Raw genomic sequence first — 18,368 nt, forward strand, 5'->3', positions numbered from 1 at the left:
GAGCGAACCAGAAGGAGCCTCCCGAGCGAGCCCCGCAACCCGCGACCCCGAAGACCTACCCGCCGTCGCGCAGATTCCCGTTCGAGCAGGTCTCCTGAGCGGCCGTAGACCCGGTGATGTCGGACGGCAGGGCGATGGACTCCTGTACGGGTGGCGCGGACGGGTCCGGAACGGCCGGCTCGACCGGCGTCTCCGGCTCGACGACGACGACGCTCTCGTTGGAGCCCGCGTCACCGGTCAGCTGCAACGGCTGGTTGGCGGCGAGCGCGTCCCAGATCGCCTGCGCCGACTCGTAGTTCGGCACGACCTTGTTCGGATCAGCCGGGTCCGTGAAGACCGGGTACTGCAGGAAGACGATCTCCTCGAACGGCACGTTCTTGACCGCGAGGGCGATCTGCACGAGCGTGAGCGGGTTGGTCAGGCTCTTGCTCGGGGTCACGTTGTCGACCGCCGTCGTCGCGAGCTTCATGAGCGCACCGGGATCGGAAAGCACATCCTCGCTGACCAGTTTGCGGGCCAGGCGCGACATGTACTGCTGCTGGTTGCTGACCCGGCCCAGATCGCTGCCGTCACCGACACCGTGGCGCGTGCGCAGGAACTGAAGGGCTTCGATCCCCTGGATGTTGCGAATCCCGGCCGGCCAGTCGATCCCGGTGTAGTAATCCCGGATGCCGCTGGCCAAGCACACGTCGACGCCGCCGACGGCGTTGGTGACCTCGATGACGCCGCCCCAGGTGACCTTCGCGGCGAACGGAATGGGCTGCTCGCTGAGCGCGGCGACGGTCTTCACGACGCAGGACAGGCCGCCGTACGAATATGCGGTGTTGATCGGCTGCTTGCTCATCGCGGGCGTCTCGGAGCCGTCCTCGTTGGTGCAGGACGGGATCGGGATCATCAGGTCGCGCGGGAACGAGATCACCGTGACGCGACGCGGAGCGTCCGAGATGTGCACGAGCATGTTCACATCGTTCAGTTCGCCCTCGGAGTCCGGACCGGTGCAGCGATCACCGAAGTACGCGGCGTAGTCGGGCTCGCACGCATCCGTGCCGGCGATGAACATGTTGACACCACCCTCGATCGCGCCGATGTCCGGCGGAACCGAGTCCTGGCCCTCGAGGTCGACGGCGTCGTCCGTGAAACTGGCGGTGAGGTCGTAGGCCGCGTACGCGGCGACGCCGGCCCCCGAGACGAGTACAACAGCGACGAAGATCCCGAGGATCTTCATCAGCATCGCGAGTGGATGCGGCGACTTCAGCTCCCCGTGGCGCGCGACGGTGCGGCGGCCACGTTTGACGGGCTTGGTCGTCTGGCTCACTCGGGTCCTTTCAGGATGCTTCGGGGTGTGGATCTGGCGAGCATACCCACGACGACGCGGAGGGTGTGGGATTCGAACCCACGGGACATTGCTGCCCACTGGTTTTCAAGACCAGGTCCATCGGCCGCTCGGACAACCCTCCCGACAGACGACACAGGGTCGCGGCATCCGTCGAACAGGCGTCGAGTCTAGCCGAGCACCACCAACCGATTCTTCCAGGGGCGCCTGGACGGCTCCTGAGCACAGTCACGCACTCCGAGCACAGTCGACGTTTGCTCAGAGGCTGCGCAGCACCTCGGCCACTCCCCGGCCTGCACCGACGTGGTGACCTCGCCCGCGGCATCCCGAACTTCCTGCGGACCCTGCTCCATCGCGACGGCCCGGCCGCCGTTCTCGAGCGCCCAGCGGAACATGCCGACGTCGTTGCGGCCGTCGCCGATCACCAGAACGCGCGCCGGGTCGATTCCGAGCCACGACCGCACCCGCTCGAGCGCGGTGCCCTTGTCCACGCCCTGCGGGGCGATGTCCAGCCAGGCGGTCCAGCCCACGGCGTAGGACACTTCGTTGAGGCCGATGCGCTCGACGAGCTCGACGAAGTCCTGCTCCGTGTCGCCGGGCGACACGACCACGATGCGGCAGACCGGCATCGAACTGAGCTGCTCGAACGGCACACGATCGGCGTGCTCAAGATTCCAGTCCCCGAGGTGCTCGGTGTAGAGGCGACGCCCATCGGCCAGCTCGACCATGTACTTCGCGTCCGGCAGGTGCTCGCGCAGCAGCGTGAGCACCTCGATGGGGTCGAACGTCTCGGTGTGGAAGCGTTCGTAGGCGAGCACGTCGGCATCGGACTTGCGCAGGATGATCGCCCCGTTGGAGGTCACCACGAACTCGGGTGCGATGTTCAGCGATGCGAGGAACTCTTCGGTGCCCTCCCAGCTGCGACCGGTGGCCAGCATGACCTCGTGTCCGGCACGGTGCGCATGCGCCACGGCCTCGACCACTCCGGGACTGAACGTCTCGTCCTCCAGGATGATGGTCCCGTCGATGTCGAGCGCGATGAGCAGCGGCTCGGTGCGGATGCCGGGATCCTCCGCCTCGCGCGCCACATCCTCCACGAGATCCACCGCGGTCTGCTCGGGGACGACCTCGACGCTGCCCGTGGGCGGCAGGTGCGCTTCGCTCATCCGATCGTCCCCTCCGGGCGATCGGCGCGCTGACACGCGCGACACGCGTTCCGCGTCGTCACGCGACCGGCTCCAGGATCTCGAGGCCCCCGAGGTAGGGCCGCAGCACCTCGGGCACCAGAACGGACCCGTCCGCCCGCTGGTGCGTCTCGAGCAGTGCGACGATCCAGCGCGTGGTCGCCAGGGTGCCGTTCAGGGTCGCGACGTGCTGGGTCTTGCCGGCACCGCCGCCTTCGACGGGCGGGCGGTAGCGGATGTCGAGCCGCCGCGCCTGGAACGTTGTGCAGTTGCTGGTGCTGGTGAGCTCCCGGTACGCGCCCTGGGTCGGAACCCATGCCTCGACGTCGTACTTGCGCGCGGCACTGGAGCCGAGGTCGCCGGCCGCCACATCGATGACCCGGTAGGCCAGTCCGAGGTCCTGCAGCATCTGCTCCTGCATCGCAACGAGGCGCAGGTGCTCGGTCTCGGCATCCTCCGGTGTCGTGTAGACGAACATCTCGAGCTTGTTGAACTGGTGCACGCGGATGATGCCGCGGGTGTCCTTGCCGTACGAGCCGGCTTCGCGCCGGTAGCAGGTGGACCAGCCGGCGTAGCGCTTCGGGCCCTTGCCCAGGTCCAGGATCTCGTCCATGTGGTACCCGGCGAGCGGAACCTCGCTGGTGCCCACGAGATAGAGGTCGTCCTCTTCGAGGTGGTAGACCTCGTCGGAGTGCTGCCCGAGGAATCCGGTGCCGCGCATGACCTCCGGCCGCACCATGGTCGGCGGGATGAGCGGGATGAAACCGGCGGCGAGCGCCCGGTCGAGCCCGAGCATCATGATGGCGATCTCGAGCCGCGCGCCGATGCCGGTGAGGAAGTAGAAACGGCTGCCGGACACCTTGGTGCCGCGCTCCATGTCGATCGCGGCGAGGAGCTCGCCGAGCTCCAGGTGGTCGCGGGGCTCGAAGTCGAAGACCGGGGGCTCCCCGGAGGTGCGGAGCGTGACGAAGTTGTCCTCGCCCCCGGCAGGGACGCCCTCGATCACGATGTTCTCCAGCGTGGCGAGAGCGGCGTCGGCGGCCTCCTCGGCGGCGGTCACCGCATGCTGCGCAGCCTTGACCTGCTCGCTCAGCTCTTTGGCGGCCGACACGAGCGCTGCCTTCTCGTCCTTCGGCGCCTGAGCGACGCGTTTGCCGTGCGCGTTCTGGGCGGCGCGCAGCTCTTCGAAGGCGGTGATCGCGGCGCGACGCGCGCGGTCGGCGGCGACGGCCTCGTCGACGGTGGCCGGGGACTCCCCCCGGGCCTCCTGCGAGCGCTTGACCAGCTCGGGATTTTCGCGGAGGAAGACAGGATCGATCACCCGACAAGTGTACTCAGCGGCATCGCGCGACCGGCCGGCCCTAGTGTGGAGCCATGGTGACCGCAGGGGACGCGTCCGGCATGCCTGCCCGGGCCGCGGATGCGCCCGCCGGCACCGACGCCGACGCGATCGATCCCGTGGACGCGGCCCAGCCGGACGAGGTGATCCGCGAGCCCGAGGACGTCGCCCCGGACACCACGGACGGCGAGGGCGGCGAGGCCCGGCGGGTCGACGCCGAGGGCAGAACCGAGCCCCTGGCCGGCGGCGCCGAGAAGCCGAGTCCGAAGGCTGCCCTGATCTACAACCCGATCAAGGTGGATGCCGCCGCCCTACGCGCCATGGTCCAGCGCCTCTCGGCGAAGGCAGGGTGGAGCGAACCCCTCTTCTACGAGACGACGGTCGATGACCTCGGCGATGACGTGGCCCGTCAGGCACTGAAGGCGGGAGCGGATGCGGTGCTGGTCGCCGGAGGCGATGGCACCGTTCGCGCCGTCGCCGAGGCGATGAGCGAGAGCGGGGTGCCTCTGACGATCGTTCCGAGCGGCACCGGCAATCTGCTCGCCCGCAACCTGCTGCTGCCGCTGACCGACCCCGAGGCGATGGTGCGCGCGACGTTCGACGGGGACACGCTGGCGGTCGATGTGGGATTCGCCGCCATCCGGCGCGAAGACGGCGAGAGCGAAGAGCGGGCGTTCGTGGTGATGGGCGGCATGGGCCTGGATGCCGCGATGATCGCGAACACCAACGGGACCCTCAAGAGGCGAGTGGGCTGGATCGCCTATGTCGACGGCGCGGCGCGGTCGCTCGCGGGCGCGAAGGCCTTCCGCGTCGTCTATCAGGTGCCCGGCCGGCGCCTCCACTCGGCGCGCGTGCAGAGTGTCCTCGTCGCCAATTGCGGCTCGCTTCCGGCCGGTCTGGAACTCATCCCCGACGCATCCGTGTCGGACGGCGACCTGGACGTCGCGATCTTCCAGCCCAAGAACACCCTCGGGTGGCTGCTGGTGTGGCGCCGCGTCGCATGGGACAACAGCTTCCTCCGCCGCTTCCGCGCCGGGCGCCGCGTCCTGTCCCTGCGCACGAAGGACAACTCCGTCCTCTATGCACGCGGAAAGGGCCTGGATCTGGCGACCACTCCGGCGCAGCCGGTGCAGCTGGACGGCGACGAGTTCGGCGAAGCCGTGCGCATGCGCTGCCGCGTCGTGGAGGGCGGGCTGCTCACCGTCGTCCCGAAGGGGCACGACACCTCGAGCCTCTGAGGCGCGGAATGCCGCAGCTTCTGTTCTTCTTGTTCGGTGTCCCACTTATGCATGCGCGCCGCGGCGTGTCGCATGCATAAGTGGGACACGGAGAGAGGGACGGCGCGGGCGGGTGCGCAGCAGCCTCCGTGTCAACCACTCGGTCCGCTCGCGCCGGGCGCGGGTAGCATCCGACAATGCGCCAGCCGTCGATCGTGTGGTTCCGCGATGACCTGCGCCTTGCGGACAACCCGGCGCTGCGGGCCGCGATCGACCGCGGTGAGCCGGTGATCGGCCTGTACGTGCTCGATGAGCAGTCCGACGGCATCCGCCCGCTCGGCGGCGCGGCGAAGTGGTGGCTCGACGGCAGTCTGCGCTCGCTGTCCGCGCGCCTCACCGAGCGCGGCTCGACGCTCGTGCTGCGGCGCGGGCGAGCGGCATCCGTCGTCGAAGAGGTGGTGAAGGATGCCGGCGCCGACGCGGTCTTCTGGAGCCGTCGATACGGCGGGGCGGAGCGGGAGGTGGATGCCGCGCTGAAGTCCGCGCTGCGCGGCAGCGGCGTGACGGTCGCGTCGTTCGGCGCCTCGCTGCTGTTCGAACCGTGGACCGTGCAGACGGGCGCCGGCACGCCGTACTCGGTCTTCACGCCGTTCTGGCGGGCGTGCCAGTCGATGCCGGCGCCGCGGGCGCCGCTTCCCGAGCCGCGCGAGATCCCGGGCCCGCAGTCGGAGCCCACGAGCGACGACCTCGACGACTGGGCGTTGCTGCCGACGGATCCGGACTGGGCAGGGGGCCTGCGCGAGACGTGGGAACCCGGCGAACCCGCCGCGCGCGCTCGGCTGCGGGAGTTCCTCGCCGAGGACCTCGCCGAGTACGACCGTTCGCGGGACGAGCCGTCGGCGGGCGCGACCTCGGGGCTCTCCCCTCGGCTGCGCTGGGGCGAACTGAGCCCGCACACGGTGTGGCACGAGACGATCGAGTCAGGTCACCCGGCAGGGCGGTTCCTCTCCGAACTCGGGTGGCGGGAGTTCGCGTCCCATGTCCTGTATCACCACCCGGATCTGGCGACGAAGAACCTCCGCCCCGAGTTCGACGCGTTCCCCTGGCCCCGGCTGCGTCCGGCGCAGCTGCGCGCATGGCAGCAGGGCCGCACCGGCGTCCCGCTCGTGGATGCCGGCATGCGCGAACTCTGGCGAACGGGGGTGATGCACAACCGCATCCGGATGGTGACGGCATCCTTCCTCGTGAAGAACCTGCTCATCGACTGGCGACGGGGCGAGGAGTGGTTCTGGGACACGCTGGTGGATGCCGACGGCGCGAGCAACCCGTTCAACTGGCAGTGGGTGGCCGGGTCGGGCGCCGACGCCGCCCCGTACTTCCGTGTGTTCAACCCCGAGCTGCAGGCGAAGAAGTTCGACCCGCACTCCGAGTACATCCGACAGTGGGCGCCGGAGTACGGGCCGGATGCCGCGGATCTCGCGCCCCCGCCGATCGTGGACCTCGCGCAGTCGCGAAAGGACGCGCTTGCGGCGTACGAGCGGATGCGCCGCACGTCACGCCCCTGAGGGCCGGTGCGCCGACTCCTGCTCCCTCACTCTCGTTCACTTGTCCTGTTTGTACGCGAAAGGCGCTCTGCGGCGTACAAACAGCGCAAGTGAACACGGGGGGCTTCGCTCAGTCACCGGCGGGGTCGTGCGGGCCAGCCCGCGGCGCATCCGGGGGTTGGCCACCGGGTGCGCGGACAACCGGACCTCTACGCTCGAGGGAACTGCCCTCGAACCGACAGGAACCCGATGTCCGAACCGACCCAGCCCGCGCAGCCGCAGCCCCAGCAGCCGCCGCAGTACCAGCAGCAGCCACCGCAGTACCAGCCGGCGCCCGGTGCCCCAGCCCCGCAGTACGGCGCAGCACCTCAGTACGGCGGCGGGTCCCCGCAGTATGGTGCATCGGCACCGCAGTACGGTGCGGCTCCGCAGCGGGGGCTCAGCCCCAAGTCGTGGGTCGCCACCCTGCTGCTGTCGATCTTCCTCGGCGAGCTCGGCATCGACCGGTTCTACCTCGGCAAGGTGGGCACCGGCATCCTGAAGCTGGTCACGCTCGGCGGATTCGGCATCTGGTGGCTGATCGACATCATCCTCACGATCGCGGGAGCGGCGACGGACAAGCAGGGACTCGTCGTCAAGGCCACCTAGCCCCGGAACGGCGCGGCCTGTGAACACGCGACGCCCGTCGGGAATGCCGCGACCGGCCGAGCGGGTTGCATCTGGGGATGAGCACCCCACCTGCACCCGCCCTGTCCGTTCTCGACCTCGTGCCCGTGCGCACCGGGCAGACCAGCGCTCAGGCGGTGGCGGCGTCGCTGCACCTCGTCGCGCGCGCCGATGACCTCGGTTACCGTCGCTACTGGTTCGCGGAACACCACAACATGCCCGCGGTCGCCTCGACCACCCCCCCTGTCCTGATCGCCGCCGCCGCGGCGCGCAGCAGCCGCATCCGCGTCGGGTCCGGCGGTGTGATGCTGCCGAACCACTCGCCGCTCGTGGTGGCCGAGCAGTTCGCCGCGCTCGAGGCGCTCGCGCCGGGCCGCATCGACCTCGGTATCGGCCGGGCGCCGGGCAGCGACCCCGTGATCACGCAGCTTCTGCGGATGTCGGGCACGACGTCGGACGTCGAACGCTTCCCCGATCACATCCGCGACATCATTTCGCTCGTCTCACCCGACGGGGCGACCGTGCGGTTCTCGAGCGGCGGCGAGTACGGCATCCACGCGACACCCCAGGCCGAGGGCGCCCCCGACGTGTGGCTGCTCGGCTCGAGTGACTACTCGGCGCAGCTGGCGGCATCCCTCGGTCTGCCGTACGTGTTCGCGAACCACTTCTCGGGCGAGGGCCTGGAGCGCGCGCTCGATCTGTACCGCACCGGCTACCAGTCCACCGAGGCGCACCCCGAGCCGCGGACGTTCCTGACGATCAACGCCGTAGCGGCGACGGATGCCGAGGAGGCCGAAGCCCGCGCACTGCCGCAGCTGCGCATGATGGCGCGGCTGCGCACCGGCAAGCCGCTGACCGCGCTCGAGACCGTCGAGGAGGCGCGCGCCGCCCTCGCCACCGAGGCGGACGCGCAGGCAGAGTCGATCATGGCCGCCGCACGCCGCCGCTGGCTCGTCGGCACCGGCGCGGACGTGCGAGCCCAGGTCGCGGAGTTCGCCGCCAAGTACGGCGTGGACGAGGTCATGATCTCGCCGGTCGGCGGCGCCTTCGACGGCGAGCCGATGGATGCCGCGACCGGCCGGGCGCAGACGCTGGAGCTGCTCGCGGCCTGAGCGGGGAGCTCGGACCGGTGAACTCCCCGAAGCGGGTAGACGGTGCGTGCGGTCCGGGCGTGCGCACCGAAGCAAGTGGACCTCGCGTGCGGTCCGGGCGTGCGCACCGGAGCACGTGGACCTCGCGTGCGGTCCGGGCGTGCGCACCGAAGCAAGTGGACGGTACGTGCGGTCCGGGCGTGCGCACCGAAGCAAGTGGACGGTACGTGCGGTCCGGGCGTGCGCACCGAAGCAAGTGGACGGTGCGTGCGGTCCGGGCGTGCGCACCGGAGCACGTGGACGGTACGTGCGGTCCGGGCGTGCGCACCGGAGGAGATGGTCAGTCCTGAGGACCGAAGCGCCCGATCCAATCCTCAGCTTCGCGCATCCCCTCACGAGGCAACGGCCGAAGCGACCGACCGCACTGGACCGACCACCCTCGGCCGACCGGGCGGGACTAGGCCTCGGGCTCGCCGCTCAGCAGCCCGCGCAGCCAGTCGCGCGCCTCGACGAAGACGTCGTCGGAGTACCGCTCGGGATAGCGCACGATCGCGCGGTCCGCGCGGGGGTAGGACCCGAGGAAGACGACCTTCGGGCTGAAGCGGCGCAGACCCAGCAGCGCGTCGGCCATGCGCTCGTCCTCGATGTGGCCATCGGCGTCGATGACGAACCGGTAGCGGCCGAGGGCATCGCCGATCGGGCGGGACGCGAGCAGCGAGAGGTTGATGCCCCGCGTCGCGAACTGCTCCAGCATCTCCAGCAGCGCACCGGGGTGGTCATCGGGCAGTTCTGCGATGAGCGACGTCTTGTCGGCGCCGGTGGGCGCCGGCGGCGCGACGGTGCGGGCCACCAGCACGAACCGCGTGACGGCGTTCGGGTTGTCGCCGAGGTTCTCGGCGAGCAGGGTCAGCTCGTGATGCTCGAGGATCCCGGGGGGCGCGATCGCGGCATCCGCATCGCTGGTCCCGTCGAGCAGGCCCATGGCGCTGGCGACATTGCTGGATGCCGGGACGTGCGCGTGCGCGGGAAGCGTGCGGGTCAGCCACTGCAGGCACTGCGCATACGCGACGGGGTGCGCCGCGATGAGCGAGACCTGCTCGAGCGTGGTCCCCGGCCGGGCGACGAGGACGAAGTCGACCGGGACGAGGTACTCCCCCACGATCCGCAGACCGGGCATCGTCGCGAGCGCGTCCTGGGCGGTCGAGACACCGCCGTCGACGGAGTTCTCGATCGCGATCATCGCGGCGTCTGAACGACCCTCCACGACGTCGGCGAGCGCCTCGCCGACGTTGCGGACCGACCGCCAGTGCTGGTTGCGCGCTTCGGGCACCTGGGCCAGCGCGGCCTCCGTGAAGGTGCCCGCCGGTCCCAGATAGCTGTAGCTGCGGCGGGCGGGGGCATCAGGGTCCGTGGTCACCCGCATAGCCTAGCCAGGACCGGCCGCGGGGCCTCGCGCCCGAATCTGCGGATACCGGGTGACCCAGGACCGCTGTACCCGGCAGACTGGAACACATGAGTACGCGCGCAGGACTTCCGGCCGAAGCATCCGACCTCATCGATATCGACGAGTTGATCGCCGCCTACTACGACAGAAAGCCGGATGCCGCCATCCCTGAGCAGCGCGTCGCGTTCGGCACGAGCGGCCACCGCGGCTCGTCGCTGAGCACCAGCTTCAACGAGGACCACATCCTGGCCACCACCCAGGCGATCATCGACTACCGCAACGCACAGGGCATCGCCGGGCCGCTCTTCCTGGGCCGCGACACGCACGGGCTGTCGCTGCCGGCGGAACGCAGCGCGATCGAAGTGCTCGTGGCCAACGGGGTGGACGTGCGCGTCGACTCCCGCGACTCGTGGGTGCCGACACCCGCGATCAGCCACGCGATCCTCGCCTACAACCGCGGGCGTGCGCTCGATGACCCGGGACGCTCGGACGGCATCGTGGTGACCCCATCGCACAACCCGCCGCGCGACGGCGGCTTCAAGTACAACCCACCCAACGGCGGCCCGGCCGACACCGACGCGACCGGGTGGATCGCAGACCGCGCGAACGAGCTGATCGCGGCGGGCCTGGACGGCGTCCGCCGCACGCCGTTCAAGGACCTCGACGCCGACGCCCTGGGCGAGTACGACTTCCGCAGGCAGTACGTCGGCGACCTGGAGAACATCATCGACATCGCGGCGATCCGCCGCGCGGGCGTGCGCATCGGCGCCGACCCTCTCGGTGGCGCGTCCGTGGACTACTGGACGCTGATCGGAGAGCACTACGGACTCGACCTCACGGTCGTGAACCCCGACGTCGATCCGACCTGGCGGTTCATGACGCTGGACTGGGACGAGAAGATCCGCATGGACCCGTCCTCACCGTCGGCGATGGCCTCTCTGGTGGCGAGGCGGCACGACTACGACATCTTGACCGGCAACGACGCGGACTCCGATCGCCACGGCATCGTCACCCCCGACGCCGGGCTGATGAACCCCAACCACTACCTCGCCGTCGCGATCGACTATCTGTATTCGCACCGCCCGAACTGGCCGGCGGATGCCGCGGTCGGCAAGACCCTGGTCTCATCGATGATCATCGACCGGGTCGCGGACGCGCTCGGGCGGAGGCTGCTGGAGGTCCCGGTCGGATTCAAGTGGTTCGTCCCGGGGCTGCTGGACGGCTCCGTCGCGTTCGGGGGCGAGGAGTCCGCGGGCGCGTCGTTCCTGCGCACGGACGGCACGGTGTGGACCACCGACAAGGACGGCATCCTGCTGTGCCTCCTGGCCGCCGAGATCCTCGCCGTCACGGGCAAGACCCCCTCCCAGCGCTACGCCGAGCTCGAAGCCCGGTTCGGTTCGTCCGCATACCAGCGCGTGGACGCGCCGGCGACACCGGCGCAGAAGGCGCAGCTGGCGAAGCTGTCACCCGACGCCGTCACCGCGACCGAGCTCGCCGGCGAGCCGATCATCGCGAAGCTCTCGCACGCTCCCGGCAACGGCGCCGCGATCGGGGGGCTCAAGGTCGTGACCGAGCACGCCTGGTTCGCGGCCCGCCCCTCCGGAACCGAGGACGTGTACAAGCTCTACGCCGAATCACTCCGCGGCGAGGAGCACCTGCGCGAGGTGCAGGAGGAGGCCCGCGCCGTCGTCGCGGCCGCGCTGGCCTGAGTCCCGCCGGGCCCGGCGCGCCGGGCTAAGCGAGGGGCAGCAGCGCGGTCCAGGCGCGGCGACGCTCGGCCCTCGGGTCGGATTCGATGCGATCCGGCTGCGCGATGATCAACGTGAGCCGCCGGGGGACGACGTACTCGGGCCAGTACGCCGGCGGCGCGCCGACGGCGGCGAAACGCAGCCAGGCATCCCGCATCCGCGCCCCCGCACTGCTGAACACCTTCCGTCCGCCGAGCGAGGTCATCGTCCGAGCCAGCGGCGCATCCGCCTGCTCGAACAACGCGAACAGTTCGAGTCCGTGTGTGGCATCCAGCCCGGCCCACCGCAGCAGTCGGGGCGCGACGTCGAAGCGGTACACGTACACCGGCGCGTACCGCGAATGCCGTTCCGCCACTGCCACGCACGGGTACCAGAACGCGTAGTCCCCTCCGAAGTCCGCGGCCGTCCCCGCGCCGGGCAGACCCGGATACGCCCGTGCGATGTGATCGCGCCCCTCGTCGGTTCCGCGAGCGAGGACCGCCGCGATGCGCGGTGCCGACCGCGGCAGGATGTCGATCCGCCCGCGGAAGATCGTTCCCTCGCGGTCGTTGGTCCCGATGATGAGCGGAATGCGGTGCGCGGTTCCGTTGCGGAAGGACGCCATCGGATGCCGCGGCACCAGTCGCCCGTCGATCACCGGCGCGAGGCAGAACGTTCCCGGCATCTGCGCGGGCGTGCGGGCCTGCAGAACCAGCGCCGCGGTCGCCAAGGCCAGGGGCTCGGCTCGGGTGAGGAGAGCGACCGTCGCCTCGACGGTGAGGGGAGCGTCCCGCGCGACGGGCTCCCCCGCCCCGGACGGCGCATCGGGCCCGACGAGCGCGGTCTGACTGCGCAGGACCTCGACGAACTGCTCGGCCCAGCCGGCCGCCATCGCGCGGGAGTACACCGCATCGGGCGGTGCGCTCTGGGCGATCGCGCGTGCGAACAGCCCGCGCGCGGAAGGCGTCCCCATCAGTGTGGTGACGGCGTTGCCGCCGGCGGACTCCCCGAAGACGGTGACCCGATCCGGGTCGCCCCCGAACAGATGGATGTTGCGATGCACCCATCCCAGCGCGGCGATCTGATCCCGCAGCCCGAGGTTCGACTCCATCGGACGTCGGAGCGTCGAGTACCGCGAGAAGTCGAGGTAGCCCAGCGCCCCGAGCCGGTAGTTGAAGCTGACGTAGACGACCTTGCCGGTGTCGACGAAGTTGCGGCCCTGACCACTGAAGTCTCTGGACGAGCCGGCACTGTATCCGCCGCCGTGGATGAAGACCATGACCGGCAGCAGCCCCGCCGACGCAGACGTGGGAGCGACGACGTTGATGGTGAGGCAGTCCTCGCCGGACGGTACGTCCGGCGCCGCGCCGGTGAACTGGCCCTTGTGCACCTGCGGAGCGACCTTGCCGAAGACGGTGGCGTCCCGGCATCCGGTCCAGGGCACGGCTCGTCGCGGCGCGCGGAACCGCAGTCGACCGACCGGTGCGGCAGCGTAGGGGATGCCCCGCCACGCGGTCGTCGCGCCCTCGCGGATGCCGCGGATGAGCCCTCCGGTCACCCGCACCTCGAGCGGACGCTGCGTGTTCACAGTCCCGTGTCTACGCCGTCTGCGCGCGAAGCACCACGGCCCCGCGCGCGGTACGTGCGGCTGCGGGTTCAGCCGAGGTCGCGCGCGAGTCGCCGGCCGGCCTCGCGCAGCCACCGCGCGGGCTCGGCCATCGCCGCCTGCGCGGTTCCGGCGAGCGCTGTCAGCGAGACGACGTGGGCGAAGGCGGAGGTGTCGGCATCCGTCATGATCCGTCCGGCGACCAGCGCGACGCGAGCGCCGTGGGCGGCTCCGGCGACGTGGGAGGGCACCTTCCCGGACGCGGACTGTCCGTCGAACGCGCCCTCTCCCGTCACGACGACGGATGCCGCGCCCGCCGCGTCGGGCAGCCCGATGAGCTCGGCCACGGTGGCCGCGCCCGGCGCGAGGGTCGCGCCCCACGCCAGCAGCCCGAAGCCGGTGCCGCCGGCGGCCCCCGCCCCCGGCGTGGCCGGATCCGCCGCGACCAGCCGCGCAAGGTGGGCGAGGCCGGCATCCAGCCGCACGATCTGTGCCGGATCCGCCCCCTTCTGGGGACCGAACACCGCGGCGGCACCGCGCCGACCGAGCAGCGGGCTGGTCACATCGACGAGCCCGACCACGCCCGCGGGCGGCAGCGCCGCCAGGTGCGACAGGTCGAGTTCCCCGATGGCGGACAGCCCGCCCGCGCCGAGGGGGACCTCTGCACCGCGCGCGTCGAGAAGACGGGCGCCGAGAGCGCGCAGCATCCCGGTGCCGCCATCGGTCGACCCCGACGAGCCGAGTCCGACGACCACGCGCGAGACGCCGGCTGCCAGCGCCGCGGCGATCGCCTGCCCGAGCCCGTAGGTGTGCGCCTCCAGCGGGCGCAGCTCGTCGAGCATCTCGATGCCCGACGTCGCGGCGAGTTCCACGACCGCGGTACCGGACGGTGCCTGCGCGGTCGGCGGCAGGCGCAGCCATGCGGCGTCGACGTCGGTGTTCGCGGGGCCGGTGACACGCACGGGCACACGCGCGGCGCCGGGAACAGCCGCAGCGAACGCGTCGAGGGTGCCCTCTCCGCCGTCCGCCATCGGCAGGCGGACGAGCTCATCCTCCGGCCGGACGGACTGCCACCCGTCTGCCAGCGCGGACGCGGCATCCGCTGCGCTGATCGTGCCCTTGAACGAGTCGGGGGCGAAGACGACGATCACGGCCTCACAGTACTCGGCGCGGGCCGCGGGAGCGCGCGTCGCTTACGGACGAGATGCGCACACCCTCCCGCTCGCACGTAACGACACCGCGCGGTCCTCGCAACCCCCTGTCCGACACGGACTGCGCCCCATACAGTCGGGGAAGCGCTGGGCACGCGAAGCCTGGGCGGAAGGGATGGGCCCATGGCATTCATCACCGTCGGCGTCGAGAACTCCGCTGACGTCAAGCTCTTCTACACGGATCAGGGCAAGGGGCCGACTGTCGTGCTGATCCACGGCTTCCCCCTCGACGCGGAGTCGTGGGGCAGACAGCAGTCGGTTCTCCTGGACGCCGGATACCGCGTGATCGCCTACGACCGACGCGGGTTCGGCGGTTCGAGCAAGACCTTCGCGGGCTCGGACTACGACACGTTCGCCTCCGACCTGAACTCGCTCATGCACACGCTGGATCTGGAGCGGGTGACGCTCGTCGGCTTCTCGATGGGGACGGGTGAAGTGGCCCGCTACCTCGGTCAGTACGGCAGCGAGCGGGTCGGCAAGGCCGCATTCATCTCCGGCATCGTGCCGTACCTGCTCAACACCGACGACAACCCGGACGGCGCGGGCCCCGAGGAGTTCTTCGCCGGCTTGGCGAACGCCCTCCGCACAGACCGGTATGCGTTCCTGACCGGCTTCTTCAAGGACTTCTACAACCTCGACGAGAACCTCGGCTCACGCCTCTCGCCGGAGGCGCTCGCGGCGAGCGTGCAGACCGCCAACCACGCCGGCAACGCCGCGATCGCGGCCGCCCCGTTGACGTGGCCGACGGACTTCCGTGCCGATATCGCCAAGATCGACGTTCCGACGCTGATCGTGCACGGGACTGCCGACCACATCGTCCCGATCGACTCGACGGCGCGACCCCTGCACAAGCTGCTGCCCGAATCCACATACATCGAGATCGAGGGAGCACCGCACGGGATGCTGTCGACCCACGCCGACCAGGTGAACGAGGCCCTCCTCGCGTTCCTGAGCTCCTGACCGCCCCGTGACGCTGTCAGCCGCGAGACCGCATAGGCGCGACGAGACGGAGGTTGATCACCCCGGTCTCGCGGCGCCTATGCAGTTTCGCGGTTCGAAGGCGGGGCGTCAGTCGTGTTCGGGCCGCAGGAGCCGGAGCCCGGCGACCGCGAGGGGGATCAGCAGCACGACCGCGGCCACGATGATGGCGGTGACGGCGATGGCGTCGTTTCGGGGCTCCCCGGTGAACCGGCCGACGGCCAGCCAGGACAAGCCCCAGGCCAGGGCCAGGGCGGGAGCGACGCGCCAGCCGCTCGCCCATGCGATGCCGAGTCCGATCACGGCGACGACCACGAGCACCGCGATGCCCCACGCCGACGCGGCATCCGCCCACGACTCGGGCACGACCCCGGTGAGCCACGCGGCGATGTTCGCGACCGAGGCGAGGGTGACCCAGCCGAGGTGAAGGCCGGTCACGCCGTCGATCCACAGCGCATCCCAGAACCCCGCGCGAGGCGTCCGGGTGACCACCGACAGGCGGAACGTGACGCACAGCGCGACCAGGAGCAGAAGGATCACCACGACGGTCCACTCGATGGTGAGGAACTGAGCGGCCACCAGCCAGAGGCCGTTGAGCACGATCGTGAGGGCGATCCACCAGCCCACCGCCCGCTGGCGGTCAGAGGCTCGTTGCCCCGGCAGCGCCTGCCACACCGCGTATCCGATCAGGCCGGCGTAGATGACCGACCAGATGCTGAACGCAGGGCCTGCGGGGGCCAGGAACGATCCTTGCGCGGAAAGCTGGCCGCCTTGCGAATCGGCCACGTCGGTTCCGCCGAGTCCGCCGACACCGACCAGCACCGCGACGAGGGTGAATCCCAACGCGGACAGGACCGCGATCTGGCGCGCGAGGTCAAGGCCGGTGGACGCCGTACGCCGCGCCCCGGGCATCGCAGAGGTGGGAGCCGCGCCCGGAGAATTGGTCGCTCGAGGAGTCGTCACCCTGCCACGCTACGTCCACGGCACCGTCCGGCGTAGGGGTTGACACACCCGCACAGCGGGGGTGGCATCATCGCGACACCCGGGGAGCGGGGTGGCATCATGGCGCCATGACCCGTGACTGGACGCCCCTGGCTCTCGCCTATCTGCTGCTGGCGGTGGTCGGACTGATCGGAACGTGGTGGTTCAACGCCCTTGCCATCGTCCAGATGGTCGACTTCATCGGCGACCTCACCACCAGCGGACCGGCCGTTTCCTCCATCACGGTCGATCTGCTCGTCGCGGCGATCGCGGGCAGCGTCTTCGTCCTGGTGGAGGCGCGGCGCCTGCGCATGCGGTTCGGATGGCTCTACGTCGCGGGCTCCGCCCTCACGGCCTTTGCGTTCACCTTCCCTCTCTTCCTCGCCATGCGACAGCGTCGGCTCGTCCGCATGGCCCGCTCGACCTCGTGACCTGGTGATCGATCACATCGGGACCGTCCCGGTGTGATCGCCCTGGACACGCGAAACTGGACCGAACCCGCCTCGCCGCCGTCGACCCGACCGCGCAACCCTTACCGAAGGAACGACCCGTGCCGCAGCATCCTGACCCGATCGTGACCATCGCACCCGGCCGGGTGCGCGGCTTCTGGCGCGACGGCTCTGCGGCCTTCCTCGGCATCCCCTTCGCGCAGGCGCCGGTCGGTGACCTCCGCTTCGCGGCGCCGGTACCGCCCGAGCCGTGGGACGGGGTCCGCGATGCGCTCGAGTACGGCGCGACCGCGCACCGCGAGAAGCCCGGCGAGGTCACCCTGATCCCCGAGCCCTCGGTGCCCGGCGACGCCACCCTGAACGTCAATGTCTTCACGCCGGCACCGGGCGACCCGGGGGAGCTGCCCGTCATCGTATACATCCACGGCGGCGGCTACACCGAAGGCTCTCCCGCCAGTCCCTGGTACGACGGCGCCGCCTTCAACCGCGACGGCGTCGTGACGGTGACCCTGTCGTACCGGCTCGGCTTCGACGGGTTCGGCCACATCGCCGGAGCACCCAGCAACCGCGGCGTGCGCGACTGGCTGGCCGCGCTGGAGTGGGTGCGCGAGAACATCTCCGCGTTCGGCGGCGACCCCGGTCGAGTCACCATCGCCGGGCAGTCCGCCGGCGGCGGCGCCGTCCTCACCCTGCTCGGGATGCCGGCAGCCCAGGGCTTGTTCTCGGCCGCGTGGGCGATGTCCCCCGCGCTTGCTGACGTTCCGCCCGAACGCGCCCGAACGCTCTCCGCCAAGCTGGCGAACCTCGCGGGGGTGGCGCCCACGCGCGACGGGTTCGCCGGTGTTCCCGAGGCGAAGCTGGTCGAGCTGCAGCGTGGGGCGGCCTCCAGCGATTCGAAGGACCGGCTCGCCGGTCTTCGCGCGGTCCTGGTCGACGGGCTCCCCTGGGGCCCGATGGTCGATGGCGACCTGATCAAGACCTCGACGGTGGACGCGCTCCGCGCGGGCGTCGGAGCCGGCATCCCCCTCGTTGTGGGGTCGACCGATGACGAGTTCACGATGCTGGCCGACCGCGTCAAGAACAAGCTGCGGCTCGTGCCGGCGTCGTTCGCGCTGGGCCTGCTGGGCGTGCCACCGGGAACACGCGCCGCGTACCTGCGCGACAACGCGGCGCAGCGTCGCAAAGGCACCGCGGCCGTGCTGGGGCGATACGCGACCGATGCCGTCTTCCGGGCCGGGGTGGTCCGCGTTGCGGAGGCACGCGCCCAGGCGGCGACCTGGGTGTACCGGTTCGAGTGGCCGTCGCCGGTCATCGGCTGGGCGTGCCACTGCCTGGACGTGCCGTTCTGGTTCGACTGCCTCGATGCCGGGGTCGGTGCGCTTGCCGGCGACCACCCGCCCCGCGCGCTCGCGGCCGCCGTGCACGGCTCGGCAGTCGCGTTCGCGCGGGACGGCGAACCGGGGTGGCGGGCCTGGTCGACGATGCCCGGCTCCACGCGCATCTTCGGCGGTGAGCCGTCCCGTCCGGACGTCACCGCCGACGGGTACGCGAGCGTCCGCGCCCTGGTCTGAGTCGGCGCGCGGCCGTTCTGTGTCGAT

At 70.8% G+C, this 18,368-nt stretch carries 15 protein-coding genes and 1 tRNA gene; 8 read left to right on the forward strand and 8 right to left on the reverse strand.

Annotated features, from left to right (window positions below; all coding sequences use genetic code 11):
• Positions 1 to 55 precede the first annotated feature (55 nt).
• From ABD655_RS00065 to serS, 4 genes are all read right to left on the reverse strand, one after another.
• On the reverse strand, positions 56 to 1,315 hold the full coding sequence (locus tag ABD655_RS00065; protein ID WP_344710383.1) for an LCP family protein: 1,260 nt from the start codon (positions 1,313 to 1,315) through the stop codon (positions 56 to 58).
• 57 nt (positions 1,316 to 1,372) lie between these two features.
• Positions 1,373 to 1,457, reverse strand: a tRNA-Ser gene (locus ABD655_RS00070).
• 46 nt (positions 1,458 to 1,503) lie between these two features.
• Complete coding sequence (locus ABD655_RS00075; RefSeq protein ID WP_344710385.1) at positions 1,504 to 2,499, reverse strand: HAD family hydrolase; 996 nt, start codon at positions 2,497 to 2,499, stop codon at positions 1,504 to 1,506.
• Positions 2,500 to 2,557: 58 nt separating this feature from the next.
• The gene (gene serS, locus ABD655_RS00080) at positions 2,558 to 3,838 is read right to left on the reverse strand and encodes a serine--tRNA ligase (RefSeq protein ID WP_344710387.1); all 1,281 of its coding nucleotides are present in this window, start codon (positions 3,836 to 3,838) and stop codon (positions 2,558 to 2,560) included.
• 53 nt (positions 3,839 to 3,891) lie between these two features.
• Between serS and ABD655_RS00085 the strand changes: the two genes are divergently transcribed.
• The 4 genes from ABD655_RS00085 to ABD655_RS00100 all read left to right on the forward strand — a co-directional run bounded on the left by ABD655_RS00085 (position 3,892) and on the right by ABD655_RS00100 (position 8,395).
• Entirely contained in the window at positions 3,892 to 5,094 is a 1,203-nt protein-coding gene (locus ABD655_RS00085; protein WP_344710389.1) for a diacylglycerol/lipid kinase family protein, read from the forward strand.
• Positions 5,095 to 5,270: 176 nt separating this feature from the next.
• Positions 5,271 to 6,638 carry a cryptochrome/photolyase family protein gene (locus ABD655_RS00090; protein WP_344710391.1) on the forward strand — a complete coding sequence of 456 codons (1,368 nt, stop codon included), beginning with the start codon at positions 5,271 to 5,273 and terminating at the stop codon, positions 6,636 to 6,638.
• Between the two features lie 228 nt (positions 6,639 to 6,866).
• Positions 6,867 to 7,265 carry a TM2 domain-containing protein gene (locus tag ABD655_RS00095; RefSeq protein ID WP_344710393.1) on the forward strand — a complete coding sequence of 133 codons (399 nt, stop codon included), beginning with the start codon at positions 6,867 to 6,869 and terminating at the stop codon, positions 7,263 to 7,265.
• A gap of 77 nt (positions 7,266 to 7,342) precedes the next feature.
• On the forward strand, positions 7,343 to 8,395 hold the full coding sequence (locus tag ABD655_RS00100; RefSeq protein ID WP_344710395.1) for an MsnO8 family LLM class oxidoreductase: 1,053 nt from the start codon (positions 7,343 to 7,345) through the stop codon (positions 8,393 to 8,395).
• Positions 8,396 to 8,831: 436 nt separating this feature from the next.
• On the opposite strand, the gene pheA is transcribed toward ABD655_RS00100, so the two are convergent.
• Complete coding sequence (gene pheA / locus ABD655_RS00105; protein ID WP_344710397.1) at positions 8,832 to 9,791, reverse strand: prephenate dehydratase; 960 nt, start codon at positions 9,789 to 9,791, stop codon at positions 8,832 to 8,834.
• Between the two features lie 95 nt (positions 9,792 to 9,886).
• Here pheA and pgm point away from each other — a divergent pair, with 95 nt between their 5' ends.
• Complete coding sequence (pgm, locus tag ABD655_RS00110) at positions 9,887 to 11,527, forward strand: phosphoglucomutase (alpha-D-glucose-1,6-bisphosphate-dependent) (protein ID WP_344710399.1); 1,641 nt, start codon at positions 9,887 to 9,889, stop codon at positions 11,525 to 11,527.
• A gap of 25 nt (positions 11,528 to 11,552) precedes the next feature.
• Here the strand turns inward: pgm and ABD655_RS00115 are convergent, their stop codons facing one another.
• Together ABD655_RS00115 and ABD655_RS00120 are read right to left on the reverse strand one after the other, a co-directional pair.
• Entirely contained in the window at positions 11,553 to 13,133 is a 1,581-nt protein-coding gene (locus ABD655_RS00115) for a carboxylesterase/lipase family protein (protein ID WP_344710401.1), read from the reverse strand.
• A gap of 68 nt (positions 13,134 to 13,201) precedes the next feature.
• Positions 13,202 to 14,302, reverse strand: coding sequence for a glycerate kinase (locus ABD655_RS00120; RefSeq protein WP_344710402.1), 1,101 nt, complete (start codon positions 14,300 to 14,302; stop codon positions 13,202 to 13,204).
• A 183-nt stretch (positions 14,303 to 14,485) separates the two neighbouring features.
• Here ABD655_RS00120 and ABD655_RS00125 point away from each other — a divergent pair, with 183 nt between their 5' ends.
• On the forward strand, positions 14,486 to 15,322 hold the full coding sequence (locus tag ABD655_RS00125; RefSeq protein WP_344710403.1) for an alpha/beta fold hydrolase: 837 nt from the start codon (positions 14,486 to 14,488) through the stop codon (positions 15,320 to 15,322).
• Between the two features lie 108 nt (positions 15,323 to 15,430).
• On the opposite strand, the gene ABD655_RS00130 is transcribed toward ABD655_RS00125, so the two are convergent.
• Positions 15,431 to 16,303, reverse strand: a complete 873-nt coding sequence (locus tag ABD655_RS00130) for a tryptophan-rich sensory protein (protein WP_344710404.1) — start codon at positions 16,301 to 16,303, stop codon at positions 15,431 to 15,433.
• Between the two features lie 107 nt (positions 16,304 to 16,410).
• Here ABD655_RS00130 and ABD655_RS00135 point away from each other — a divergent pair, with 107 nt between their 5' ends.
• Together ABD655_RS00135 and ABD655_RS00140 are read left to right on the forward strand one after the other, a co-directional pair.
• Complete coding sequence (locus ABD655_RS00135; RefSeq protein ID WP_344710406.1) at positions 16,411 to 16,752, forward strand: DUF2834 domain-containing protein; 342 nt, start codon at positions 16,411 to 16,413, stop codon at positions 16,750 to 16,752.
• 119 nt (positions 16,753 to 16,871) lie between these two features.
• Positions 16,872 to 18,341: a carboxylesterase/lipase family protein gene (locus tag ABD655_RS00140; RefSeq protein ID WP_344710408.1), complete on the forward strand. Its 1,470-nt coding sequence runs from the start codon at positions 16,872 to 16,874 to the stop codon at positions 18,339 to 18,341.
• Positions 18,342 to 18,368: the final 27 nt, after the last annotated feature.

Source organism: Microbacterium terregens (assembly GCF_039534975.1).
GTDB lineage: Bacteria > Actinomycetota > Actinomycetes > Actinomycetales > Microbacteriaceae > Microbacterium > Microbacterium terregens.